Origin of the sequence: Frankia sp. AiPs1 (genome assembly GCF_023716945.1) — a bacterium.
Taxonomy (GTDB): Bacteria; Actinomycetota; Actinomycetes; order Frankiales; family Frankiaceae; genus Frankia.
Genome location: NZ_JAMQQF010000045.1, coordinates 1 through 23,995 on the forward strand (window position 1 = coordinate 1; position 23,995 = coordinate 23,995).

Sequence of the window (23,995 nt, forward strand, 5' to 3'; positions counted from 1 at the left end):
CCTGACCAGGCACACCACGAGAAACCACACGTAGGCTGTTCATCTCCGGCTTACACGAAAATCGTGACAGGCTCGCGAACGACGCAGCCATCAGCACCGGCAAGGGGACCGCGGCCACCGCCACCCACAGCAACTGGCGGCGCTCGACGTCTACGGATCGGCGGAACCGGACGATCAGCGACACCGCCGCCAGCACAACACCAGCACCAGTCGCCAGCCCTAGGACCCTGCGCGCGACCAGCAACGGACCGAGCGGCCCACCGATCAGCAGCGGATTGGTGACTGACTGGAACGGGGGCTGCATGGTCTCGGTGGTGACCAGACCCACGAGCAGCCACAGGCCGCCGGCGACCGCGGTCGCGAGCGCGAGCCGTCCCCAACGGGCGGACAGCGGTCGGCCCGTCGGCGTCAGATGAAGAATGAGCGCGACGAGCACCAGCCATGGAATGAAACCGGCATCCGCGTAGATCGCCACCAGGTCCGCGGCGGGCAGACGACCCGGGCGGGCCACCGCGCCGTAGGCGGCATACCCCTGTGTCCCACCGGACAGCAGCAGGACGCCGCCCAGGGCGAGGAACAGCCAACCGACCGGATGGCGCGGGCGACGCAGCGCGAGAGCGACTCCGACCGTCGACGCGGTCGCCGCGACCAGCACAAACGGGATCTCTGCCCCGCCGGTGGTCGTCACGAGGTCGGGACGTCCCATGGCGCGCAGACGCTGATCCAGCCACACCAGCACACCGACGCCGGCCGGCAGCAGCAGCCACGCCGCCCCCGCGACAGCCACCGCGGTTCTCCGCCGCGCCAGCGTCATCTCCATCCGTGAATGGTGACACCGCACCGGTCGTCTTTTCTTCCGGGAATACCCGGAAGAAAAGATCCGGGCGTACTCCGACGCGCCCCACGGTCCGGATGCGACACCGTCGCGGCAACCGTTCCACCCGCCGAAAGGACGCCTCCGATGACCCCATCCGCCCGTAGTGGCCCCACACCGCCCCCGGCCCTGCTGCTCTGCCTGGTCGCCGCACCACTGGTCGCCCTGATCGCGCGACTTCTTTCCGCCCCCTGGGTGGACGATCCCGCGAACTTCCTCGCAGACGTCAGCGCCCACCCGACCCGCTCGGACGCCGGTGGTCTGCTCGCCATGCTCGCCGCGGCGCTCCTGATCCCAGCCGGCCTGACACTCGCGGCGGCCATCCGCCCACACAAGCCGAAACTGGCCGCAACCGGCGCCACGCTCACCGTCGTCGGCACGATCGCGCTCGCCGGTATCGCGACGGCCTCACTGATCGCCGGACAGATCGCCCGGCAATCCCAACGGGCCGCGATGGTCGACCTGTGGGACCACTTCCACAACGCCAGCATCGGAAACGTCATCTTCTTCGCGCTCGTCGCCGGCGGCGTCGGTTACCTCCTGCTCGCCATCGGCCTCTACCGCGCCCGAGTCGCCCCGCTACCGGCCGCCGCCCTCACCGGCCTCGGCGGGGTCGGCATCATGCTCACCGCCCCCGGCCCAGCCCGCCCAGTGATCATCGGTGTCGCGGTGCTCGCGCTCGTCGGCTTCACCTGGGTCGCCGCGGCATTCCGCCCCCGGACTGACCCCGACCACGCGCATCGCACCACTCCCGCAGCCAACACCGCCGCCTAACGGCCGCCGCCGCGCTGGCCCGCGCCTGTCCCACTATCCAGCCTGCCAATGGCCATCTCCCAGCCCCGGCACCAATTCCACGACGAGCCCGGGAGGGGTCGTCCACCGACGGCCTCGCATTTCCCCGGGAGTCATCGCCGCCGCTCACCAGCGCGGCCGATCTCCGCAAGCCAGATCTCCACTCATGCCGTCACCGAGACAGACCTGGCAAACCACGTCGAGCAGATGTCCTGACCGAAACGAGGACGCAGTGCCGGTCACAATCGGTTTCAATCACGTCGCCACGCTCACAGCCGATCTCGATAAGATCGTGAAGTTCTACACCGACGCACTCGGGGCCACGATGACGTCCGAGATGCAGGCTGTGGGAGACCACCCACGCATGGCCGTCGTCGACCTCGGTGAAGGTGCCGCGCTCAATGTCTTCGAGGTGCCGGCCGAAGCCATCATCGGCGACAGGCGCCAGAAAGGCGGGCGGGGCCCGATCGACCACTTCGCTCTCGCCGTCGACTCGCTGGAGACCCTCCAAGCCACTAGGGATCGGCTGCGCAGTCTGGGGGCTGACACCGGCAAGATCCAGCGGCTCGGATCCGAGTGGTCGCTGTTCTTCCGCGACCCGGACGGCATGGAGCTGGAAATCTGCTGCCATGCCGATCAATGAACCGCTCGACCTGCAGCTGCCGGTCGAAGGTGGCCAGGCGGGCCCCAGCGTAGCGGGGCCCGATCGCTTGATTGACCACCACCTATTCCTCGCGCCGGCCTGGTGCCAGAATCCTCGAGCTCCGGTTCACCACCGGCGGTGATCGTGCCTACGGCGCGGCCGAGGGCGCTGTGCGTGTCGGCGCGCAGCTGCGCGGCCGGGGACCGTGCCAACCCCGCGCCGACGTGAAGCCGTTTACGAAGGTATCGGCGGAGGTGGGGCGCTGGTGGTGCTGCCAGCGCAGCACATTTTCGGCGCGTGCCCGATGCAGCAGATCCTGCCTGGGTGCGTCGGAACCGTCGCGGTGTCGAACTGTCCACCGATCTATCCTGGACGCGGCTGCGGCGCCGCCGGTTGTGGCACGTAGCTGCGGAGCGTGGTGCGGGTGTCGCTGCGAAGCTGCGCTACCAGCCCACGGGCTGTCCCGCCCCGACACGCAGACGTTTACGAAGTGTCTCAGCGGAAATAGGTCGTTGATGCACCTGCCAGTGCAGGACATCCTCGGCCCGCGCCCGGTGAAGCAAATCCTTTTCACGGGCTTTCCTCGGCTGCACTCCAGGCCCGTCGGTCCGGTGGATGGCAGGGGCAGGTCGATCCCGCTCGGCCGAGCTGGGCGAGGCAAGGAATGCGGCCGGGCCGGACCGAGAATCGTCCGCACCGGTGGTCTGCATGGCCTGAAGAAGGTCGGGGCAACCCCGCCCCAGCCAATAAGGATGAGCCGGTCCGACCGCATCGAATGCGGCACGCCCGTAGTGGCCGGCGATCAACGGTTCGGCGATGTTCAGGAACAGTGTGACGAGGCTTGCGAACAGGAGCAGGCGCCGTGCCGCGCGCAGCACCTTCACGGGCCCGTCGTGTACTGCGAGGTGCCTGGTGCCCAGTAGGAGCGCGACCACGGACGGGTCCACCGCGGGCGCGACCAACGGCGCTATCCAGATCGGGACCCGATTCGCACCCCGAGCGCGAAGCTGTTCCCGAAGCCGAACAGGAACGTCAGACCGACTACAACCCCCACGATCATGGTGACCAGGCGGACCGAAACCTCCGGAACCGCCAGACCTGCGGAACATGCGTTCGATCCGCCAGATGATGTTACCGATCGGCGGTTCATCGGGCATCGTCGCTGGTCAGCGACCGTGTGGAGACCGGGCGGATGATGATTTCAGGTCCCTGAACAAAGATCAGGCGGTTCTGTGCGCCACGAGCGCGGAGAGTGAGGCCGAGTTGAGGTAGGTGGTCTTGCTCGACGCGGTGCTGCGTAGATGATGAGGGTTTTGTGGCCCCTCGGAGCCGCCCGGTGGGGGGTGGCTTCAAACCGCCCCAAGCCGCATTAGCTGAAGACTGTTGTGGTGAGCGTTGGGGAAAAGGCGTGCCGTGAGTACGTCAGGTGGGGACCGGGAAGACGAGCGCGAGCGAATCGCTGACGACGTGTCGTTATTTGAATAGGTGGCATCGGAACCGAGGCTATAGAACCGGTCTCGGGATGAATCTGGCGGGTGTCCCTTTTTCTGGCCAGGTGGTGTCCGGCATGAAGGCGACGTGAGTCCGGTCTGCGGCTTCTACGTGGAACGTGGGAAGGCGAGTCGAGTGGGTGACGGGTAGCGATAGGGAGTGCGCCGTACAGCAGAAACTGGAGGCGTTGAGTACCGTCGCGGCGCTCGCCGGCGGACCGGCTCGTAGTAGTGACGAAGCCTCTGTAACGGGGGTGGAGCGAAGGGGCCGGCTCATCCGTGGTGGTTTGTTCGGGCAACCAGCTTGCTGGGAGGGATCGAGTGGAGCCATCGAAGCCGAAAGAAAAGCCGTTCCGAATTTCGAAGGGGCTGGTTTGGGAAGCGTACCGGAAAGTCAAGGCGAATAAGGGTGCGCCGGGGGTGGACGGGCAGTCGGTCGAGGAATTCGAGAAGGATCTGAAAGGCAATCTGTACCGGATCTGGAACCGGATGAGCTCGGGCAGCTACTTTCCTTCTCCGGTGCGGGCGGTGGAGATACCGAAGCCAGGCGGGGGGTCGAGGACGCTCGGGGTGGCGACCGTGGCCGACCGGATCGCCCAGACCGTGGTGGCGTTGACGTTGGAGCCGCGCATGGAACAGATCTTTCATGTCGACTCCTTCGGCTACCGGGCCGGGCGGTCCGCGCTGGACGCGGTGGAAACGTGCCGGCGGCGCTGCTGGCTGAAGGACTGGGTCGTCGATCTGGACATCCAGGACTTTTTCGGCAGCTGTCCGCACGACCTGATCGTCAAGGCGGTGGAGGCCAACACCGACCAGCCGTGGGTGGTGCTGTACGTACGCCGGTGGCTCGTCGCCCCGGTGTGCCACCCCGACGGCTCCCGCACGACGCCGGCCCGCGGGACCCCACAAGGTTCAGCGGTGTCGCCCGTGCTCGCCAACCTGTTCCTCCACTACGCCTTTGACGGGTGGATGGACAGGGAGTATCCGAACGTCACCTTTGAACGGTACGTGGACGATGCGGCGGTGCACTGCGCGACACGGCGGCAGGCCGAGCAGGTACGCGCGGCGATCGGCCGGCGGCTGGAAGAGGTCGGGTTACGATTGCACCCGACCAAAACCAAGGTCGTGTACTGCAAGGACAGTGGCAGGCGGGGCTCGCACGAGCACACGTCGTTCACGTTCCTCGGGTACACGTTCCGTCCTCGCAAGGCGTGGAACGCGGCTGCCGGCCGCGCTTTCACCTCGTTCGCTCCCGCGATCAGCGAGGACAAGCTGACGGCGAAGAAAGCCGAGGTCCGTTCCTGGCGGATGCACAGGCGTACCGGGCGGACTCTGGACGACCTCGCGACTGCGATAAACCCGATCGTGCGAGGTTGGATGAACTACTGGGGCCGGTACAACCGGTCCGAGATGTATCCGCTTCTCGGAAGCATCAACACCTACCTGGTGCGATGGGCCCGTAAGAAATACAAGCGGTTGAGGGCACTGAGAAACGTCCAGTCGTGGTGGCTTGCGGTTATCAAAAGAGACCGGAAGCTGTTCGCGCACTGGGCCTGGATGCCACATTTCTGGCTGGCTGGATGAGAAGAGCGGAGTGATGGGAGACCATCATGCCCCGTTCTGTGGGAGCCGGGGAGTGCAATCCTCCCCGGCCACCCGACTATTGTGGTGCGTTAGATCCACCACGTTCCGTGATGAACCATCTGACCTGCTCGGGTGGTGCGAAACGGTAGGCCGCGTCGGCCCGGGTGCCGTGGGCCGGCGGCTTGTTCGGGGAATCGGCGCAGGTCAGGCGCAGGATGGGCGGTTCGAGTCCGCTCACCCTGTAGCCGATCATTGCGACTAACGGTGACCGATAGTTCCAGGGCGGCTGCGCTCGCGGCTGGCCTGACGCGGCTTTACCGCGTCGGCGTGGTGGGCGGGAGGCGCGCCTACGAGATTTCCTGGCGTAGCCGGAGCTACTTGGCGGTGAGGCTCACTTCGTCGGCGGTGCCGCTGGCGGCTACTTCCTCGTCCTCATCGTCGGCAGAAGCTGCTCCGGCCGTGGCGTCGGTGGTCTTGCGGCTTTCGAGAAAGAGGGCGACGAAGCCGCCTACGACGGAGAGCGCGCCAGCGAGGACGCCGGCGACCCGGAGGCCGTCAACGATCTCGGCCAGCGTGGGCCCGGGGACCGCGTTGTAGTCGAGGCCGTGGTTGGCGACCGCAACGAGGGCGGCTAGGCCTACGGCGCCGCCGATCTGCTGGGAGGTGGAGGCCACCCCCGAGGCGACGCCCTGTTCCATGGGCGCGACGCCCATGCCGGCCGCCGCAAAGGTGGCGGTGAAACCGACGCCGCCGCCGAGGCCCCACAACACCATGCCCGGCAGCATCGACCAGAACGAGCCATCCGCGGTCATGACCACGCAGACGAGGGCCACCCCGCCGCCATTGGTCACCAGAGCCCCGGCCAGCGTGGCCCGGATGCCGAACCTGGTGAGCAAGACGGCGGTCATTGGGCCACCGACCATCGAGCACACGCAGAGGGGAAGGAACGCCAGGCCCGCCTGCGTCGGACTGTAGCCGAGGACGGGCTGGAGGTAGGTGGTGAGCACGTAGTACCCGGTCGCGAGGGTGCCCATAAAGAGGAAGGCGACCGCCATGGTCGTGGCCAGTGTGCGGGTGCGCACCAGCCGCAGCGGGAGGAGACCGTCCCGGGTGCGTGCCTCGGTCACCAGCAGGGCGACGAGGAGCACGCCGCCGATCACCATGCTGCCCAGCGCGCGGACCGAGGTCCAGCCGGTCTCCGGGCCGCTCGCCAGGCCGAAGACGATGAGCGAGGAGCCCGCGGTGGCAAGCAGCGCGCCGGGCACGTCGAACGCCTTCACACCGTGCTGGGGCGGTGCGTCGGTCGGCAGCAGTCGCGGCGCGGCCAGCAGGGCGATCAGCGTGAGCGGGACGTTGACGAACAGGACGGACTGCCAGCCCCACCAGTCGGTGAACAGACCGCCCAGCAGGGAGCCGGCGGCAAGGCCGCCGCTGCCGACGGCGCCCCAGACGGCCAGGGCGCGGTTGCGCTCGGCTCCCTCGGCGAAACCGCTGTAGATCAGAGTGAGGATGGCGGGAAAGAGCAGCGCTCCGCCGACGCCCTGCACGGCGCGCGCGGTCACCAGCAGCCCGGGTTCGGTGGCGAGCCCGCCGGCGAGGGACGAGACGCCGTAGATGGCTACAGCGACCAGGAAGATCCGGCGTGCCCCCAGCCGGTCGACCGCGCGGCCGCCGAACAGCAGCATTCCGCCAAAGCCGACGGCGTAGGCGCTCACCACCCATTGCAGCGACTGGGCCGAGAAGTTGAGATCGGCGCCGATCTCGGGCAGCGCCACGTAAACGATGTTGTAGTCCAGTGCGATGATGAGCTGAGCAAACGCCAGCAGTGCGAGCCTGTGTCCGGACCGTGCTGGCGACCGAGTCATTGAATTCATCATGAGATCGTCCGACTCCTACCTGGCGGTGGGGAATGCGTGCCGGGGAGCGCGGCGGGACCCGGGGAATCCGCATCCGCGGTCCGGTAAATAGGCGGAATATCCGAGGCTGAATATCCGAGGTCGAGTTCCTGGTTTGTTCAGGTTTCTGGCTGGTTCAGAGACCGGTCAGGACTCGGACGCGGTCGGCGGTGGCGCGCCGCCCGACATCGGTCTCCGGTCCCAAAGCGTCGAACCCGTGGGGCGCGCCGGGGTGCACATGCAACTCGATGGAAACACCGGCCACCGCGAGTCGACGTGCATACTCGATGCTCTCGTCACGGAAAATGTCGAGCTCGCCCACTTCGACGTAGGCCGGCGGCAGGCCGGTGAGGTCGTCTGCTCGGGCCGGCGCCGCGTACGGTGAGACGTCGGGCCCACCGCGCGTCGTGCCGAGCAGTGCGCCCCATCCTGTGATGTTGTCGTCGTGGTTCCAGCCCGCGAACGGTGCGATCGCGGGATCGGGCGTCGTGTTGCGATCGTCGAGCATCGGGTAGATCAGGATCTGCTGGGCGAGCGCGGGGCCGCCTCGGTCGCGCGCCAGGAGAGCCACCGCGGCGGCCAGTCCACCGCCTCCGCTATCGCCCATGACCGCGATCCGTGCAGGGTCGACCCCGAGTTCGACCGCGTGGTCAGCCAACCACCGCAGCGCCGCGTAACAGTCCTCTACCGGCGTGGGATGGGGGTACTCGGGGGCGAGGCGGTACTCGACCGACAGCATGGGGACACCGGCTGCTGACACGTATCGGGCGACCCACGGATCGTAGAGCCCGACACTGCCGAGGATCATTCCGCCGCCATGGAAGTAGAGGACAGCCGGTCCGGGCTTCGATTCGCGCGCGGCGTACCAGCGCAGGGCGATGGCGGCGCCGCCATGGGCGTCGATTTCGTAATCTGTGGTCGCCACGCCTTCGGGTGCGGGCAAGGCGGCGATCATTTGCGCCAGCGCCGCTTCAACGTTCATCCGCCGGGTCTTCCAATCACCCGCCGGCGCGGGCTCTACCGCTGGCGCGGTTGCCAGGAACGGCCCTATGACCGCTGCGAGCTGGGGATCGAGTGCGAATGTCATGCGGTTCCTTCCATGGCGGGTCTGCTGGCCACCAACGTTGATGTCGAAGAAGGCATGGATCTGGTGAGGACGCCCGCCGCTGGAAACGCTGACATCGCGCCTGTCACAACGGGCGTTCCTGCTCCGTGGCATCCGAATTGCCACAAGAACCGGCCTTGCGGACGGGCACCGACCGGAGCCGTCAGGCTGAAACCGAGGCCGACCGACGCCTGGGACTGCGTACAGCCAAGCCTGCCGTGTTGCGGTGGAGACGAGGTAAGGGACGTGGCGCATAGGATCGCTGATAGCCTTGGTATAGCCTGGCCCACCGACGGTTCTGCCATCACATACATATGTTGGCCCGACCGAACGGTATTTGGCGCGTAACCGCGCGCCGAGGAGGACTGCCCCGGAGCATGTACAGGCCGGGCTATTTGTGGGCGCGCACGAGCCGTGTACTCCGCGTCCGGATGACAGTGCGATCATCGTTCTTCGGACTGCCGGGCGCTACAGGCGCGCCGCAGCCGGGGCCGGAGAGTGCCGCACCCGTGGCCGCGATCCCGCTACGCGGATTTCGTTATGGCATTGGCGGTTTCGATCAGAACGTCGTCGAGGGGGGTCGGCTTGAGGTTGAATGTCCGCGCGGCCAGCGAGGCATCCAGGACGGAGGGCCGCTGGTAGAGGTATTGCATCTCCGGAATCTCCGCCATGATCGGATCGGAGATGGCCAGGTTGTGCAGGTCCAGCGGCGACATATTGGCCAGTTGGGGAACGGGCGCACCGGTCAGATCGGCGAACCGCACCGCTATCTCGCGCACCGAGCCGTCGGAAATGGGAGGCACGTGCCAGGCCCGCCCCCATGCCTGGTCGTCTCTGCTGACGGCGACGAGCATACGGGCCACATCACCGGGGTAGCCCCAGCTGTGCGCCGCGTCCAGGTCCGCCGGGATGTGGACCGGATTGCCGGCCAGAACAGACGGCGCGACCATCAGGTTGAACATCGACACCGATCCGGGGCCAATGAAGTCGCCGGGTCGCACCTCGGCGAAACGGATCCGCCCTTGTTCGTGAGCGGTGATGGCGTCCTGCCACATCTGCGCCCGAACCCGGCCCTTGATGGTGGTCGGCGACATAGGAAGGTCCTCGGTCATCGCCCCGAAGACGGGGCCGTACCCGTACGTGTTACTGAGGTTGATGTAGCGCGCGCCGCTGCGTTCGGCCGCGGTCAGCAGCGCGGCTGCCAGCGCCGGAGTCTCGATCGGCAACATGTTGTAGGCCGGCGATGCGCAGTTGAAGAGCGTGACAGCGCCCTGGGCCAGCTCGGTCAGGAGGGCGGCATCGCTGGCGTCCGCGGTGATCCGTTCGATCAGCGGGTGTTCCGGCCCGCCGCCGCGTCGGCTGAGTATGCGCACGCGGTCACCGGACTCGGCGAGCAGGCGTGCGGTGGCTGTTCCGGAGTGGTTGGCTCCGACGACAACGTGGAGTGACATCGAAATCCATTCATGAGTTGCGGGCGATCCGGGATCGGCGTGGATTTCGACCATACGTCTCCTGATGAAGACGGAGAATGACTGGTGGTCTACAGTTCATGTCTTGGCGTCTAAGTCGTCTCCAGATAGGGTTTGGTATGGACCTGCTCAGCGACCTGCTCTCCGCCATGCGCACCGGGCAGCCGTACGCGGGGCGGACCACGTCCCAGGCCCCCTGGGGAGTGCTCTTCCCGGTCGGGGACGTGGCGGCGTGCCACGTGGTCCTACAAGGCTCGTGCTGGCTCATCCCCCAGCACGGCGCACCGCTGGCGCTCGGCGTCGGCGACGTGGTGTTCACGCCGCACGGAGACGCGCACGCACTCGTCGACCAGCCCGGCAGCCCCACGATCGACTTCCACGCCGAGCCCGGCGACGGGTCACCCATCAGGGAGATGACCATCCCCGGCGCGGGCGCCACCACGGAAATGCTTTGCGCCTCCTACAGCTTCGACCAGGCCCGCCCGCACCCACTGCTCCACGGCCTGCCCCAGGTCGTCCACCTACCCGCCCGGGTCGGACACCATCCCGATCTCCGCGCCGCCGTCGACCTCATGGGCAACGAACTGCGACAGCCCCGCGCCGGTACGGAGGCCATCGTGCCCGCGCTCATCGACATGCTGCTGCTCTACGTCCTGCGCGCCTGGCTCGAAGAACAGTCTGAACACGCCATGACCGGCTGGGTCATGGCACTGAACGACCCGGCGATCTCAACGGCGCTGCACCACATCCATCGCTACCCCGGGCGCCCGTGGACCGTTGAAGACCTGGCCAGGGAGGCCGGACTGTCACGCGCGGCCTTCGCCAAGCGGTTCGCCACCATCGTCGGTCAGCCCCCGCTGGCGTACCTGACCTGGTGGCGGATGACGACCGCGGCACGACTGCTGCGCGAGTCCAAGGCCCCACTGAGCACAGTCGCCGAACGCTGTGGCTACGGCTCGGAATTCGCGTTCGCCAAAGCATTCAAACGTGAGTTCGGCAGTGCACCCGGCAGGTACCGGCGCCACGTACAGCCCAGCCAAGATCTATTCGAGAACTGAATGGTGGGGCCCGCAAGGACCGATCCCGGTCACGAGTCGGGCCGGAGCCTCCGGAACCACCAGGGCTTCGGAACGCATGTTCGATTCAGTCGATGTCGCCGGCTGCGCGTTCACTGGGATCTCAGCCGAACGGGTGGCGAGATCGCCCTTGCCGCTGGCCAACGCACCGACGAAATAGGGCAGTGGCCACTCGTCGCCGCCGCTTTCGGCGGGCGCGCTCTCGCGCACGAGAGCCAGGATCGGCGCCACCTGCGACTCGGGTAGGCGGTCGATCAGACTGTGCAGCTCATCCCGCAGAGTACTCACCCGTCGACGATACGACCGGCGCGTGGCCAGCCACCAAGATCCGCCGGGACGCGAGCTGAACGGCGGATCGCAGCCCCGCACGGCCGCCACGGTCGCGGTGTGGGTCACGCCGACGATGTAGACCAGGTTCCGATCGGTGAGCTCTTGGCGGAACTTGGCCGAGTCTCCGTAGCCGGCGTCGGCGAGGACCGGGCGGGCACACCATCCGGTGAGTTCGGCTGGGGCTTGCCGCCGGGGATGCGGCGCCAGGCCAGTACGAGGGCGACTCGCCTTTGACGGGACGACGGGACCAGCTCGGCGCCACCAACGGGACCGCAGCGTCCGGACCCGCCAGACTTGCGGAACGCATGTTCGATTCTGGCGATGATGTTGCGAGTCGGGTGCTCACTCGGCATCGCCCCTGGTCGGGAGCCTCGTAGAGACCGGGCGAATGGTTATTTCAGGACCCTGAACCAAGATCAGGCGGTTCTTATTGTGGTGCGTTAGGTCCACCCCGCTCCGCAGTTAGCATCCGACCTGGGTAAATAGGTTCGACCTATGGATCGGCATCAGTGCGACGTTCCACACCTACCGCGGCGGGCTGGCGGGAGCGATGCGGCCGGTCGGGTCGGATGGGCTGGGCTGGGGCGTCGGTTGGCCGGATCGGCCCGACGCCCGCGGTGGCGGTCGTCAGGCCGGTACGCCTGTGGTGCGCTTGATGAAGGCGTCGAAGACCCTGTCCGGCAGGATTCTGCTGAGGAGGATGAGCGGGCGGGCGCCGAAGCCGACGACGTACCGGATGCGGGGGCGGCGGGCGGTGGCGGCATTGACCACGGCGTCGGCGATGACGGTCGGTGGCGAGGTCCGAGGCGCGTCGGGCCGCGAGCCCTCCTCCAACGACCTGGCGATGGCGTCGGCCTGTGCCGCGTAGGGTCCCTGCCCCGAGGTGGCGCGGAGCTTGTCGGCGGCGATGGCGCCCCACTCCGTTCGGATCAGGCCGGGCTCGATGAGGACGACGTCGATGCCGAACCGCTTCAGCTCCAGGCGCATGGCGTCGCTGAGACCTTCGACGGCGAACTTGCTGGCGTGGTACCAGGCGCCCAGGGGGGTGGCGAGCCGTCCGCCCATCGAGCTGATGTTGACGATGGTGCCGCTGCCCTGGGCGCGCATGGCCGGCAGCACCATCCGCGTGAGGTGCGCGAGCCCGAAGAGGTTCACGTCGAGCTGCGCGCGGGCCTCGGACATCGGGACGTCCTCGACCGCGCCATACGAGCCGTAGCCGGCATTGTTGACGAGGACGTCGATGCGGCCCTCGGCCGCGAGGATCTCCTCGACGGCCTTCTGGGTGGACACCTCGTCGGTGACGTCGAGAGCGGTCGTGCGCACGCCCGTGGCGGCGAGGTCCGCCATCCGGTCGACGCGCCGGGCGGCGCCGTACACGACGAAGCCGGCCTCATGGAGGCGACGGGCGGTGTTTTCACCGATGCCTGAGGAGGCACCGGTGACCAGGGCGACCTTGCGAGCCATGACGGTTCCTTTCCTGGGGGAAGCGGAGGGGTGGCGATCGCCGACGTCAGAAGTCGGACCGCCCGAAACGCCAGGAGCAGAGGTGCGGGCCAGCGCGACGAGCCGCGCGAGCGATGGCTCGATGCTGCGGCGGGCGAAGCCTTCCGTCAGAGCGAGCCAGCTCCGCCCGCGGTCCATGAGCCGACGGTGTGGCTCGCCAGCGCTCCAGCCGAGCTCACGCGAGTGTGTCGGTGGCCTTCATGACATGTCCCTCCGGGGCCGAGCGGATCGTTGAAGATCACCGACAAGCCCTGGTTCCTGAGGATTCGGAACAGACCATCGGTCTCTTGGAAGATAAGAGACCGATGGTCTGTAGTCAAGAGACCGCCGGTCTCCTAAACTGGGTGCGTGGCAGGCTTCCAGCGCGCGCGGAGCGAGGTGCAGCGCACGGAACGCCGCGAGGACATCCTCAGGACGGCGGCCGCGATGCTCGACGAGATGCCCGTGTCGGCGATGAGCCTCAACGAGCTCAGCCGCCGCGTGGGACTGGCGAAGTCCAACGTCCTGCGCTACTTCGAGTCACGCGAGGCCGTGCTGCTGGACCTGCTGGCCAACTCCGCCGCCGGGTTCCTGGTCGAGATCTCCGAGAGGCTCCCGGCGGTGGTCGACCCGTCCGCTCCGGTGTCCGTTCGCGCGGGCGAGCTGGCGTCTGGGCTCGCCGCTTCGTTCGAGGCCCATCCGATGCTGAGTGAGCTTCTCAGCGCCCAGGCCGCTGTCCTGGAGCGGAACGTCTCCACTGATGTCGCACTCCGCTACAAGCGGGGGGCGCGGGACAGCATGGTCGGGCTCGCCGCCCTGCTCCGCCGTCTCGTTCCCGAGCTCGACGAGCCGCGATCGGCGCAGGCGACCGGCCTGGTCATCGCTCTCGTCGGCGCTTTGTGGACCCGCGGCCATCCCGCACCGGCCCTGGTCGCCGCCTACGAGATCGAGCCGGGCCTGGCGTTCATGAATCCGCCGTTCCGTGAGTCCCTCGACGCCGCTATCGAAGCCATCCTCCTCGGCCTGGTGGCACGGAGCGCCGCCGCGAGGTAGCCCCGCCCGCCATCATCTGAATGCCGATATCGACGTCGCGGACCACCGTCGCCCGCCGGCGGCTCAGGCCGCCACATCCCGAGATTCGCGATGCGGCGCGTGTCGTGGTCGATGCAGCGTGGGAGTCGGACGAGGACGACGTGTCGGTCGGCGTCGACGAGTTGGTCGCAGCCATCGGCGTTCCGATCCGGGAATGGAGCAGGGCTGGAACGATCTCGCGGCAGCCCTGATTGAGGACTTCGCCCGCTTCGCGCACTTCGCCCCAAAGGACCGAAACATCGCTGGGGGAAGGCGATCCTCAGGCCGGCGCGGCCCGGCACGACACGGTATGGAATGTCCGACGAAGCCGAGTTCCGGCACAGCGTCGTCATGCAGGCCAGACACCCGGTCCGGTGGTTCGAGCCATAGCGGGGGCGCTGATTCCATACCAGACCAGAGCATCCCATCGCCTAGATGGACATAAGTTCTCGAACGCCCATCGCCGAGCCGCTTGATCTCCCGACCTTTTGGCCGACGGTCCTGACAGGAGGAGTCACCTTGCCGCTTCCCCATCAACCGGTTGACGGAACGCTCGCGCACCGCTCGCGCACCGGGGCGACCAACATCGGCAAGGCCGACATCAGCGGAGACGTCTACTGCGAAGTGAGCGGCCTCTATTATGCCATTCACTTGAGCAAGCAGGCGGTCGTCTGGATCGGCGGCATGGAGAAGCTCTTCGATCAGTTCCTGAAAGCGGCCATGGAGGGGCTCGAGGAGCTAGCGCCGCTCTTCGAGGCGGTTAAGGCGTACATCGATGTTGAGGTGGAGTCGATCAAGGCGGTGTCGGCCCAGGTGTCGGACGGAAGGGTCAAACTGGAGGGGTGGATTCCCGATCCTGCCGTGATGCCGGTGCCGGACGAGGGCTACGTCCCGCCGGGAGGATGGAACCCGCCGGACCCCGTGAACGGCCTGCGGTGGTGGACCGTGAACTCCATCAGCCTCTACAGGAACCGTTGGACTTTCACTGCCACCAACCGCACGCCCTCTGTTGGCGCTGCTGTTGTCAGTCGAGCTGCTCAACCCTGCTCTGAGACAGCACCGCTTCCAAGCTTCCACATTTCGTAGTTTCCGCATTCTGCCGTGATCTCGGCCGCCGCCTGAGCCGCGGTGAAGAAGTCGTCGACCACCGGCGAGGTGTGCGATGCCGCCAGCGCGAGGCACACCTGGTCGGACGCCAGATCCGAGACGGGCACGTAACTGATGTTCGGATGTGAGTAGAACACGGTCGCCGAACGGGCCAGGAACGAGATGCCCCGGCCGGCCGCGACATGCTCGAGCGTCTCGTCCACCCCGCGCACCAGGTACCCGGCGTTAGGGTGCGGCCGCCTGGTGGGCTGCGTGCTCGTGTCCATGTGCCAGACCAGCGGCTCGCCGGTCAGGTCGGCCTCGGTGATCTGCTCCCGGCCGGCCAACCGGTGGCCGACGGGCAGCACCGCCACCCGCGGCTCGGTGTACAGCGGGGCGACGCGCAGGCCAGCCTCGTCGATGGGCAGCCGCACATAGCCGACATCGATGCGGCCGTCGAGCAGCATCGGGGCCTGGTCGTCCCCTTCGATCCGCTGCACGTCCACCAGAACGTCCGGGTGCCGGTCGGCGAACAGCCGTATCGCCGGGGCAACCGCGATGCCCGCCCGGAAGCCGACCATTATCCGCCGGCTGCCCCGCGCGGCCACGGTCACCCGCCGGCGGACCGCGTGCGCGGAGGCCAGCAGCGGGCCAGCGTCGGTCAGCAGCTGCCTGCCGGCGTCGGTCAGCAGCACGCCGTGGCTGTCCCTTGTCAGCAGCGAGGTGCCGAGATCCTGTTCCAGCGCGCGAATCTGCCGGCTGAGCACCGGCTGCGCGATGTGCAGCTCATCGGCGGCGCGGCCGAAGTGCAGCCTGTCGGCGACGGCGACGAAATAGCGCAGCTTGCGCAGGTCGAGATCCATGGAACCTCCCGGTCCGGCGATGCCTTCAGGGTATCACCGCAGCTGAAAGAGGTCTTGGACACCCACTCGGGACAATGGCATCGTCAGTAGTTACCCGATGGGGTCGGAACACATTCGGCCGAAGAGTTTGGCGTGGGAATTGATGGCAGGGTGCTGAGTCGGAATGCGCAGATCGTGAATTGAGGGCGGTCCATCGCGTCACGGCGCGGCAGGTGAATGGAGGAGTAGTGGGAAAGCTCGATGGCAAGGTTGCGGTGATCACGGGCGCGACAAGTGGGATGGCGCTGGCCGGTGCGAAGTTGTTCGTTGATGAAGGAGCTCACGTCTTCATCTCGGGCCGACGGAAGGACGAGCTGGACGAAGCCGTCAAGCTGATCGGCCGGAACGTGACCGGCGTGCAGGCCGATTCGGCCCGCCTCGATGATCTGGACCGTTTGTTCGAGACGGTCAAGCGGGAAAAGGGCACGGTCGACGTGTTGTGGGCAAGTGCTGGAATGGGCGAGCAGGGCAGGCTCGGCGAGATCACCGAGGAGCAGTTCGACGCCGCCTTCTCGCTGAACGCGCGCGGCACGCTGTTCACGGTCCAGAAGGCACTGCCGCTGTTCAGCGATGGAGGCTCGATCTTCATGACCGGGTCAAACGCTTCGCTCCGGGGCTACCCCGATTGGAGTGTGTACGCAGCGAGCAAGGCCGTGCTGCCCGCCTACGCACGAGTGTGGGTGTCCGAGCTGAGGGACAGGAAGATCCGGGTTAACGTGCTGACCCCCGGCCAGGTTGCCACGCCGATTCTGGAGAAGGTGATGGACGAGCAGATGAAGGCGCAGTTCGAGTCCGTGATCCCGCGGCGAGAGATGGGCCGCCCTGAGGAGATCGCGTCGGTCGCGTTGTTCCTCGCCTCGGACGACTCGAGCTACGTCAATGGCATGGAGCTGGTTGTCGACGGCGGCACCACGGTGATCTGAGCGCGTCGCTGGTGGTCGTCAGCGCCACCGTGCACGGGTTCACCGTCGGCTATTGGTGGGCCGCGGGCGCCTTCTGGGCGGATGCCGTCATCTGCGGTGCCCTGATCCGCGGCAGCCCCGCCACCTATTCTTACAAGGACGTAGCATGCGCGTTTTCGTCGCTGGCGGGACCGGCCATTCCGGTTCGTACATCGTCCCCGAACTCATCGCCGCCGGGCACGAGGTCACCGGCCTGGCCCGGTCGGACACGGCCGCGGCGGTGCTGTCCGCGCATGGCGCGAAGGTGCGTCGCGGCGACCTCGAGGATCTCGACGGCCTCAAGGAGGCGGCCGCGGATTCCGACGGCGTTATCCACGTCGCGCACAGGCAAGACCTGCTTCTCGCCGGCGGGATCGACGCCGTGGCCGCCGCGGAGGTCCCGATCATGCTCGCGTACGGCGAGGCACTGGCGGGAACCGGAAAGCCGCTGGTCTCGGCGGGGAGCATTGGCTCGCCCGGGAACCTGGGCCGGCCGGCCACCGAGGAGGACCCGGCCCTTCCCGGCGGCGATGCGCACAAGGGCACCCTGCGCGCGCGTAACGTCGTGGAAACCGCCGTGATCGGCCTCGCCGAGCGGGGAGTGCGGTCTTCGGTCGTGCGGATTGCCAACATTGCGCACAGCACGACCGATCGTGCCGGCTTCCTCGTTCAGCTGATCGCGCTCGCGACGGAGAAGGGTTTCGTCGGCTACCCCGGAGACGGCGCCAACCTGTGGAACGCCGTGCACGTCCGCGATGTCGCCTCCTTGTTCCGCCTGGCGCTGGAGAAGGGGCCGGCTGGCAAATACTGGCACGCGGTTGGGGACGGGGGCATCCCGTTCCGCGAGATCGCCGAGGCCATCGGCAACCGGCTGGGCCTGCCCGTCTTGAGCGTTCCTGCGGACGTACTGATGGTGCCGGGATACTTTGGGTTCCTCGCGAACATAGTCACGCAGAGCTACCCGGCGTCCAACCTCATCACCCGCCGGACCCTCGACTGGGAGCCCGCTCAGCCCAGCCTGCTCGCCGATTTGGACAACGGCCACTACTTTTCCGCCAGTTGATGGCAGGGATCCGAACCGCAACGAGTCCGGCAGATGACGGGGTGCGGCTCTTCTGGAGGGACGCTGAGAATATGACGACTGTGGGATTCATCGGAAGCGGCGCCATCGGCAGCGCCATCGCGCGGCTTGCCGTCGAGGCCGGGCACCAGGTCGTGCTCAGCAACTCGCGCGGTCCCGAAACGCTCGCGGACACGGCCGCGGAACTGGGGCCGCGGGCGTCCGCGGCGACGAGCGGGGAGGCTGCGGCGGCCGGTGACATCGTTGTGGTCACCGTGCCGGTCAAGGCGTTCCCCAACGTGCCCGCCGCGCCACTGGCCGGGAAGACGGTCATCGACACGTGCAACTACGGCCCCGAGCGTGACGGGCACATTCCCGAACTCGACAGCAAGCCGCTCACGTCGAGCGAACTGTTGCTGCGGTACATCCCGGACGCCATGCTCGTGAAAGCGTTCAACAACATCTTCTTCAAGCACCTGCTGTCGCTCGCCCGCCCGGCGGGGGCGGCCGACCGCTCGTACCTGCCGATCGCCGGGGACTCCGCGTCGGCGAAGGCGGCGGTGACCGAATTCATCGAATCCATCGGGTACGGCGTGGTGGATGCAGGACCGCTGGCCGATAGCTGGCGGCAGGCGACGGGCACGCCGGTGTGGGGGACACCGTACGGGCCGTTCTCGAACGAGACGGGCCAGCCGGTCGGCGAGGACGCTATCCGCGCGGCACTGGCCACCGCAACGCGGTAACCGCAAGTCGGTGCGGCCACGATACGGTCCGGTCAGCAGCGACCAGGCCCTGCGGATGCTCCTGGACGCCGATCGGATCAGCCCGCAGGAGGTCCACACCCTCCCCGCCGCCCGCCAGCTCATCGCGGCTTTCGTCGATGCCCGACAGAAACCGTCCGGGAGCGGCTTGCGTGAACCCGCGCGATAGGCTGGAGTACCCGCGTGACGACTTCCCCCACGCCGGCCGGGGTCCTCTACGCGGTCGTGTGCGCCGCGCCGCCCGCCCTACATGTCCGCACCCTGATCAGCCAGGCCCAGCAACGTGGCTGGGACACCTGCCTGATCCTCACCCCGACTGCGGCGCGCTGGCTCGAAACAGGCCTCCCCGAGCTGGCGAAGACCACCGGTCATCCGCCCCGTTCTGCCTACAAGCTGCCCGGAGAGGCCGACGTCCTGCCCGCGCCCGACGCGATCCTCGTCGCCCCAGCCAGCAGCAACACGATCAACAAATGGGCGGCCGGCATCAGCGACACTCTCGCTCTCGGCCTCATCACCGAAGCGATCGGAAAACGGCTACCCATGGCAGCTCTGCCATACCTGAACAAGTCCCAGGCCGCACACCCGGCGTTCCCGCGGAGCGTCGATGTCCTGATCGACGCTGGAGTGCACGTCCTGCTCGGTGACGCAGGATACGAACCCCATGGCCCGGGCCAGTCCAGACCAGAAGCATTTCCGTGGAATCTTGGACTAGACGCAGTGGCCGCCATGATGACTGCCCAGCCATAGTCCGATGACCTGCCACTGCCGAGCATCCCGGTCGGGAGCGACGTCGTCGAGACGGGTCGTCACCGACGGAGCCGGCGGCCGTGATCTCGGGCCGTCGCGCGGTGGCCGTAGGGTTGCGCCATGGCTCTTACTCTGCTGCCTGCCGTCGATGTGGCCGACGGGCGGGCCGTCCGTCTTGTTCAGGGCGAGGCCGGATCCGAGACCTCGTACGGTGACCCGCTCGAGGCGGCGCTCACCTGGCAGCGTGACGGCGCCGAGTGGATCCATCTCGTCGACCTCGACGCCGCGTTCGGGCGCGGCTCGAACCGCGAACTGATCGCCGAGGTCGTCCGTTCGGTCGACGTGGCCGTGGAACTGTCCGGCGGCATCCGCGACGACGACTCCCTCGACGCGGCGCTGGCCACCGGCGCGGCGCGGGTCAACATCGGCACGGCCGCCCTGGAAAATCCCGACTGGGTGCGCCGGGCGATCGACCGGGTGGCCGATCGGATCGCCGTCGGGCTCGACGTGCGCGGCACGACGCTGTCCGCCCGCGGCTGGACCCAGGACGGCGGCGAACTGTTCGAAGTGCTCGCCCGCCTCGACGCCGACGGCTGCGCCCGCTACGTGGTGACCGACGTGCGCCGCGACGGCACGCTGACCGGGCCGAACATCGAGCTGCTGCGCTCGGTGACCGCGGTGACAGACCGGCCGGTCGTCGCCAGCGGGGGCGTGTCCGCGCTCGCCGACCTCGTGGCGATCGCCGCGGTGCCCGGCGTCGAGGGCGCGATCGTCGGCAAGGCCCTCTACGCGGGCGCCTTCACCCTGCCCGAGGCCCTCGCCGTCACCTCGACGGTCGTGGCGGGGTGAGCGTCGCGGTTCGGGTGATTCCCTGCCTCGACGTCGACGGCGGCCGGGTGGTGAAGGGCGTGAACTTCACCGACCTGCGCGACGCCGGGGACCCGGTCGAGATGGCCCGGCTCTACGACGCCGAGGGCGCCGACGAGCTGACGTTCCTCGACATCACCGCGTCGAGCGGCGACCGGGAGACCACCTACGACATCGTCCGGCGCACCGCCGAGCAGGTGTTCATCCCGCTCACCGTCGGGGGCGGGGTCCGCTCCGCCGACGACGTCAACCGGCTGCTGCGGGCCGGGGCCGACAAGGTGGGGATCAACACGGCCGCGGTGGCCCGACCCGAGCTGGTCCGCGAGTGCGCGCACCGGTTCGGCAACCAGTGCATCGTGATCTCGGTGGACGCCCGGCGCTGCCCGGATCCAGCCGGCCCCCGCTTCGAGGTAACTACGCATGGTGGTCGTCGGGGGACCGGCATCGACGCCGTCGGGTGGACTTCGCGCGTGGTCGAGCTCGGCGCCGGTGAGATCCTGCTCAATTCGATGGACGCCGACGGGACCCAGGACGGATACGATCTGGAGATGATCTCCGCCGTGCGCGCCGAGGTCGACGTCCCGATGATCGCCAGCGGCGGGGCCGGTGACCTCGCTCATTTCGCGCCGGCGGTCGGCGCGGGCGCGGACGCGGTGCTCGCGGCCAGCGTGTTCCATTTCGGGCGGCTGCGCATCGGCGAGGTGAAGGCGGCGCTGCGGGACACGGGCGTTCCGGTGCGCTGACCACCACCGCCACGTCGGCGCGACTGCCGTGACGTGTTGACGGAGGGTGACGATGTCGGAGCGGGCGGCGAAGCCGGGGCGACAACCCGGGGTCATCGGCCAGGGCTTCGCGAACCTCTGGCGGGGCATCCGGGCCGAGCCACGCCTCTTCGCCGTGGCAACGGTTGGCGGCTGCCTCTACACGCTGACGGGGGTGGCCAGTTCCCTGGTACTCGGCGAGGCCACCGACCGGGTGGTGATCCCGGCGATCCGGCGGGGGTACGCCGACTGGTCGGCAGTCGTCCTGGCCGCGGTGGCGCTCAGCCTCGTCGGCCTCGCTCGGGCGCTCGGCATGTTCCTGCGCCGGCTCGCCGGCGGGACGGTCGTGTTCCGGCTGCAGGCGCGGCACCGCCATGCGGTGACCCGCCAGTATCTGCGGTTGCCGTTGTCCTGGCATCAGCGGCACTCCACCGGCACGTTGCTGTCCAACGCCAACTCGGACGTCGAGGCGGCCTGGGCCCCGGTGATGCCGCTGCCGTTCGCGCTGGGCGCGCTCGTCATGCTCGTGGTGGCGCTGGTGCTGCTCGTCGTCACCGACCCGGTGCTGGCCCTGATCGGCTTTGTGATCTTCCCGACGTTCGGCGTGCTCAACGTCTGGTACGGGCGGCGGGTGTGGCCGCTGTACTCCCGGGCGCAGCAGTTGCGCGGGGAGGTCAGTGCGGTGGCGCACGAGTCGTTCGACGGTGCCCTCGTCGTCAAGACCCTCGGCCGGGAGGAGGACGAGACCGCCCGCTTCGCCGTCCGCGCCGAGCAGCTTCGCGACGCGATGATCCACGCGGGCCGGTTGCGGGGCCTGTTCGATCCCGTGATGGAGGCCCTGCCGAACCTGGGGATCCTGCTGGTGCTGCTGGTCGGCGCGATCCGCATCGACGCGGGGGCGATGGACGTCGGGCAGCTCGTCCGGGTCGCCTACCTGTTCACCCTGCTGGCCTTCCCGTTGCGGGCGTTCGGCTGGGTGTTCGGGGACCTGCCGCGGGAGGTCGTCGGCTACGACCGGGTCGAGGCGGTGCTGCGGGCCCGAGGACACGAGGAGTACGGACCGCGCACGCTGACCACCGCCGGCCCCGCCTCGCTGCGCCTTGACGCCGTCACCTTCACCTATCCGACCTTCGCCCACCCGACTGCGGACCCGACCGCGGACCCGACTGCGGACCCGACCGGGGACCCAACCGGGGACCCAACCGCCGATGCGGTCGTCGGCCCGGTGGTCGAGAGCTTCGGCGATCCGCCTGCGCGGCCGGTGGTGGACGCGGTGAGCTTCGAGGTGGCCGCGGGCAGTGTCGTCGCGATCACCGGCCGTACCGGTGCCGGCAAGTCGTCCCTGGTGAACCTGCTCGCGCGGCTCGTCGACCCGCAGGCCGGAACCGTGTACCTCGACGGTGTCGACCTGCGCGAACTCGCTGCCGGCGAAGTGAGCCGAGCCGTCGCCGTCGTCGCCCAGCAGGCGTTCCTGTTCGACGACACCGTGCGCGCCAACGTCACCCTCGGCATGGACGCCGCCGACGACGACGTCTGGGCGGCGTTGCGCCGCGCGCAGGCCGACGGCTTCGTCGCCGCCCTGCCCGACGGCCTCGACACCATGGTCGGCGAGCGCGGGACCTCCCTGTCCGGCGGCCAGCGCCAACGCATCGGCCTGGCCCGCGCGCTCATCCGCGCCCCGCGGCTGCTCGTCCTCGACGACGCCACCGCCAGCGTCGACCCCCGAGTGGAGGCAGCGATCCTCGCCGACCTGCGGGAAAGCGCCGGCGCCTCGACCGTCGTGGTCGTCGCCCAGCGACGCTCCACGATCGCGCTGGCCGACGAGGTGATCCACCTCGACGCCGGCCGAGTTGTCGGCCACGGCCGCCATGAGGACCTGCTCGTCTCCTCCCCGCGCTACGCCGCCCTGCTCACCGCCTACGAGGCCGCCGCCCGCGCGGCCGGCGCCATCCCTGAGCCCGCCGTTCCCGAGCACGTCCGGGAGCTCGAACCGGAGGCAGCCCCGTGACGGCTCCGGCCGCGCCTGCCCAGCCCACACTCACGGCGACGTTGCGCCGGCTGCGCGCGCTGTCCCCCGAGCTGAGTCGGGGCCTGCTCGGCACGCTCGCGCTCGCGCTGGTGGCCACCACGGGGAAGGTGGTCATCCCGGTGGTCGTGCAGCAGACCCTCGACCGCGGGCTGACCGACGACGGCGCCGACGTCGGCCTGGTCGCCGTGGCCGTCGGCGCGGCCGCGGTCGTCATCGTGTTGACCACCGTCGCCACCTACCGGATGAACCTGCGGCTCTACCGCCTGTCCGAGGGCACCCTCGCCACCCTGCGGGTGCACGCCTTCCGGCACATCCACGACCTGTCGATGCTCAGCCAGTCCGCCCAGCGCCGCGGTTCGCTGACCTCACGGGTGACCAGCGACGTCGACCAGATGTCGCAGTTCCTCCAGTTCGGCGGCGTGATGCTGCTGGTCTCCTCCGGCCAGATGCTGCTGGCCACCGTGCTGATGGTCGTCTACTCGTGGCCGCTCACCCTCCTTGTCTATGCGTTCTTCCTCCCCCTGTTCGTAGTGACCCGACTGGTGCAGCGCCGGCTGGCGGGCCGGTACGCGATCGTGCGCGAACGGGTCGGCGAGCTGCTGGGCGCCGTGTCCGAGGCGGTCGTCGGCGCCCCGGTCGTGCGGGCCTACGGCGTCCAGGACCGGACCGGGCGGCGCATCGACCGGACCATCGGCCGCTACCGGTCCGCCCAGACCGAGGCGCAGCGGGTCGTCGCCGGGGTCTTCTCGCTCAGCGAGCTGGTCGCCGCGCTGGCCACCGCCGCGGTCGTCACGGCGGGAGTGGCGCTCGGCGTCGCCGGCTCGCTCAGCACCGGACGGCTGATCGCTTTCCTGTTCCTGATGACGCTGTTCGTCATGCCGATCCAGTCGATGACCGAGGTGCTCAACGACGCCGCCAACGCACTGGCCGGGCTGCGCCGGGTGCTCGACGTCCTGGACATCCCGACCGACGTCCGCGACCCCGCGCTCGGCCCGGCCGTCGGCCGGCTACCGGTGCCCCGCCCCGGCGG

At 68.5% G+C, this 23,995-nt stretch carries 20 protein-coding genes and 3 pseudogenes; 14 read left to right on the top strand and 9 right to left on the bottom strand.

Annotation, left to right across the window (positions count from 1 at the left end):
* Positions 1–787, bottom strand: a pseudogene (locus ND748_RS07530) (hypothetical protein); the annotation flags it as partial.
* A 174-nt stretch (positions 788–961) separates the two neighbouring features.
* Here ND748_RS07530 and ND748_RS07535 point away from each other — a divergent pair.
* Together ND748_RS07535 and ND748_RS07540 are read left to right on the top strand one after the other, a co-directional pair.
* A complete protein-coding gene (locus tag ND748_RS07535) occupies positions 962–1,648 on the top strand; it encodes a DUF4386 family protein (protein ID WP_251744939.1) in 687 nt (228 codons plus the stop codon).
* Between the two features lie 250 nt (positions 1,649–1,898).
* Complete coding sequence (locus tag ND748_RS07540) at positions 1,899–2,309, top strand: VOC family protein (RefSeq protein WP_251744940.1); 411 nt, start codon at positions 1,899–1,901, stop codon at positions 2,307–2,309.
* Positions 2,310–2,672: 363 nt separating this feature from the next.
* Here ND748_RS07540 and ND748_RS34970 read toward each other — a convergent pair.
* A pseudogene (locus ND748_RS34970) lies at positions 2,673–3,459 on the bottom strand (hypothetical protein).
* Between the two features lie 661 nt (positions 3,460–4,120).
* Between ND748_RS34970 and ltrA the strand changes: the two are divergent.
* Positions 4,121–5,383 carry a group II intron reverse transcriptase/maturase gene (ltrA, locus tag ND748_RS07550; protein ID WP_251744941.1) on the top strand — a complete coding sequence of 421 codons (1,263 nt, stop codon included), beginning with the start codon at positions 4,121–4,123 and terminating at the stop codon, positions 5,381–5,383.
* 374 nt (positions 5,384–5,757) lie between these two features.
* Here ltrA and ND748_RS07555 read toward each other — a convergent pair whose 3' ends face one another.
* From ND748_RS07555 to ND748_RS07565, 3 genes are all read right to left on the bottom strand, one after another.
* The gene (locus ND748_RS07555) at positions 5,758–7,260 is read right to left on the bottom strand and encodes an MFS transporter (protein ID WP_374215868.1); all 1,503 of its coding nucleotides are present in this window, start codon (positions 7,258–7,260) and stop codon (positions 5,758–5,760) included.
* Between the two features lie 154 nt (positions 7,261–7,414).
* A complete protein-coding gene (locus ND748_RS07560; protein ID WP_251744943.1) occupies positions 7,415–8,365 on the bottom strand; it encodes an alpha/beta hydrolase in 951 nt (316 codons plus the stop codon).
* Positions 8,366–8,907: 542 nt separating this feature from the next.
* Positions 8,908–9,834: an NAD-dependent epimerase/dehydratase family protein gene (locus ND748_RS07565; protein WP_374215869.1), complete on the bottom strand. Its 927-nt coding sequence runs from the start codon at positions 9,832–9,834 to the stop codon at positions 8,908–8,910.
* Positions 9,835–9,971: 137 nt separating this feature from the next.
* Between ND748_RS07565 and ND748_RS07570 the strand changes: the two genes are divergently transcribed.
* The gene (locus tag ND748_RS07570) at positions 9,972–10,910 is read left to right on the top strand and encodes an AraC family transcriptional regulator (RefSeq protein ID WP_251744945.1); all 939 of its coding nucleotides are present in this window, start codon (positions 9,972–9,974) and stop codon (positions 10,908–10,910) included.
* Here ND748_RS07570 and ND748_RS07575 read toward each other — a convergent pair.
* The 3 genes and pseudogenes from ND748_RS07575 to ND748_RS07585 all read right to left on the bottom strand — a co-directional run bounded on the left by ND748_RS07575 (position 10,896) and on the right by ND748_RS07585 (position 12,722).
* A complete protein-coding gene (locus tag ND748_RS07575; RefSeq protein WP_251744946.1) occupies positions 10,896–11,216 on the bottom strand; it encodes a hypothetical protein in 321 nt (106 codons plus the stop codon). The genes ND748_RS07570 and ND748_RS07575 overlap by 15 nt on opposite strands.
* Positions 11,217–11,264: 48 nt before the next feature.
* A pseudogene (locus tag ND748_RS34975) lies at positions 11,265–11,549 on the bottom strand (transposase); the annotation flags it as partial.
* 336 nt (positions 11,550–11,885) lie between these two features.
* Positions 11,886–12,722, bottom strand: coding sequence for an oxidoreductase (locus ND748_RS07585; RefSeq protein WP_251744947.1), 837 nt, complete (start codon positions 12,720–12,722; stop codon positions 11,886–11,888).
* A 417-nt stretch (positions 12,723–13,139) separates the two neighbouring features.
* On the opposite strand from ND748_RS07585, the gene ND748_RS34535 reads away from it, so the two are divergent.
* Positions 13,140–13,793, top strand: coding sequence for a TetR family transcriptional regulator (locus ND748_RS34535; protein ID WP_251744948.1), 654 nt, complete (start codon positions 13,140–13,142; stop codon positions 13,791–13,793).
* A 537-nt stretch (positions 13,794–14,330) separates the two neighbouring features.
* Positions 14,331–14,897: a hypothetical protein gene (locus ND748_RS07595; RefSeq protein WP_251744949.1), complete on the top strand. Its 567-nt coding sequence runs from the start codon at positions 14,331–14,333 to the stop codon at positions 14,895–14,897.
* Here ND748_RS07595 and ND748_RS07600 read toward each other — a convergent pair.
* Positions 14,849–15,760 (bottom strand): LysR family transcriptional regulator, encoded by a 912-nt coding sequence (locus ND748_RS07600; RefSeq protein ID WP_251744950.1) that lies wholly within the window; start codon positions 15,758–15,760, stop codon positions 14,849–14,851. The genes ND748_RS07595 and ND748_RS07600 overlap by 49 nt on opposite strands.
* Before the next feature lie 227 nt (positions 15,761–15,987).
* Between ND748_RS07600 and ND748_RS07605 the strand changes: the two genes are divergently transcribed.
* From ND748_RS07605 to ND748_RS07640, 8 genes are all read left to right on the top strand, one after another.
* Complete coding sequence (locus ND748_RS07605; RefSeq protein WP_251744951.1) at positions 15,988–16,722, top strand: SDR family oxidoreductase; 735 nt, start codon at positions 15,988–15,990, stop codon at positions 16,720–16,722.
* Between the two features lie 145 nt (positions 16,723–16,867).
* Entirely contained in the window at positions 16,868–17,803 is a 936-nt protein-coding gene (locus tag ND748_RS07610; protein WP_251744952.1) for an SDR family oxidoreductase, read from the top strand.
* A gap of 80 nt (positions 17,804–17,883) precedes the next feature.
* Positions 17,884–18,543 (top strand): NADPH-dependent F420 reductase, encoded by a 660-nt coding sequence (locus tag ND748_RS07615; protein ID WP_374215870.1) that lies wholly within the window; start codon positions 17,884–17,886, stop codon positions 18,541–18,543.
* Between the two features lie 201 nt (positions 18,544–18,744).
* Positions 18,745–19,308 (top strand): flavoprotein, encoded by a 564-nt coding sequence (locus ND748_RS07620; RefSeq protein WP_251744953.1) that lies wholly within the window; start codon positions 18,745–18,747, stop codon positions 19,306–19,308.
* A gap of 120 nt (positions 19,309–19,428) precedes the next feature.
* The gene (gene priA / locus ND748_RS07625) at positions 19,429–20,157 is read left to right on the top strand and encodes a bifunctional 1-(5-phosphoribosyl)-5-((5-phosphoribosylamino)methylideneamino)imidazole-4-carboxamide isomerase/phosphoribosylanthranilate isomerase PriA (RefSeq protein ID WP_251744954.1); all 729 of its coding nucleotides are present in this window, start codon (positions 19,429–19,431) and stop codon (positions 20,155–20,157) included.
* Positions 20,154–20,918 (top strand): imidazole glycerol phosphate synthase subunit HisF, encoded by a 765-nt coding sequence (gene hisF / locus ND748_RS07630; RefSeq protein ID WP_251744955.1) that lies wholly within the window; start codon positions 20,154–20,156, stop codon positions 20,916–20,918. Before priA ends, hisF begins: the two co-directional genes overlap by 4 nt.
* A 52-nt stretch (positions 20,919–20,970) precedes the next feature.
* Positions 20,971–22,944 (top strand): ABC transporter transmembrane domain-containing protein, encoded by a 1,974-nt coding sequence (locus ND748_RS07635; RefSeq protein WP_251744956.1) that lies wholly within the window; start codon positions 20,971–20,973, stop codon positions 22,942–22,944.
* On the top strand, positions 22,941–23,995 hold a 1,055-nt coding region (locus ND748_RS07640), incomplete at its 3' end, for an ABC transporter transmembrane domain-containing protein (protein WP_251744957.1). The genes ND748_RS07635 and ND748_RS07640, both read left to right, overlap by 4 nt.

Coding starts and splice junctions, on each gene's coding strand:
- ND748_RS07535 (WP_251744939.1), top strand. CDS start 962: ATGACCCCATCCGCCCGTAGTGGCCCCACACCGCCCCCGGCCCTGCTG.
- ND748_RS07555 (WP_374215868.1), bottom strand. CDS start 7,260: ATGATGAATTCAATGACTCGGTCGCCAGCACGGTCCGGACACAGGCTC.
- ND748_RS07560 (WP_251744943.1), bottom strand. CDS start 8,365: ATGACATTCGCACTCGATCCCCAGCTCGCAGCGGTCATAGGGCCGTTC.
- ND748_RS07565 (WP_374215869.1), bottom strand. CDS start 9,834: ATGTCACTCCACGTTGTCGTCGGAGCCAACCACTCCGGAACAGCCACC.
- ND748_RS07570 (WP_251744945.1), top strand. CDS start 9,972: ATGGACCTGCTCAGCGACCTGCTCTCCGCCATGCGCACCGGGCAGCCG.
- ND748_RS07585 (WP_251744947.1), bottom strand. CDS start 12,722: ATGGCTCGCAAGGTCGCCCTGGTCACCGGTGCCTCCTCAGGCATCGGT.
- ND748_RS07600 (WP_251744950.1), bottom strand. CDS start 15,760: ATGGATCTCGACCTGCGCAAGCTGCGCTATTTCGTCGCCGTCGCCGAC.
- ND748_RS07610 (WP_251744952.1), top strand. CDS start 16,868: ATGCGCGTTTTCGTCGCTGGCGGGACCGGCCATTCCGGTTCGTACATC.
- priA (WP_251744954.1), top strand. CDS start 19,429: ATGGCTCTTACTCTGCTGCCTGCCGTCGATGTGGCCGACGGGCGGGCC.
- ND748_RS07635 (WP_251744956.1), top strand. CDS start 20,971: ATGTCGGAGCGGGCGGCGAAGCCGGGGCGACAACCCGGGGTCATCGGC.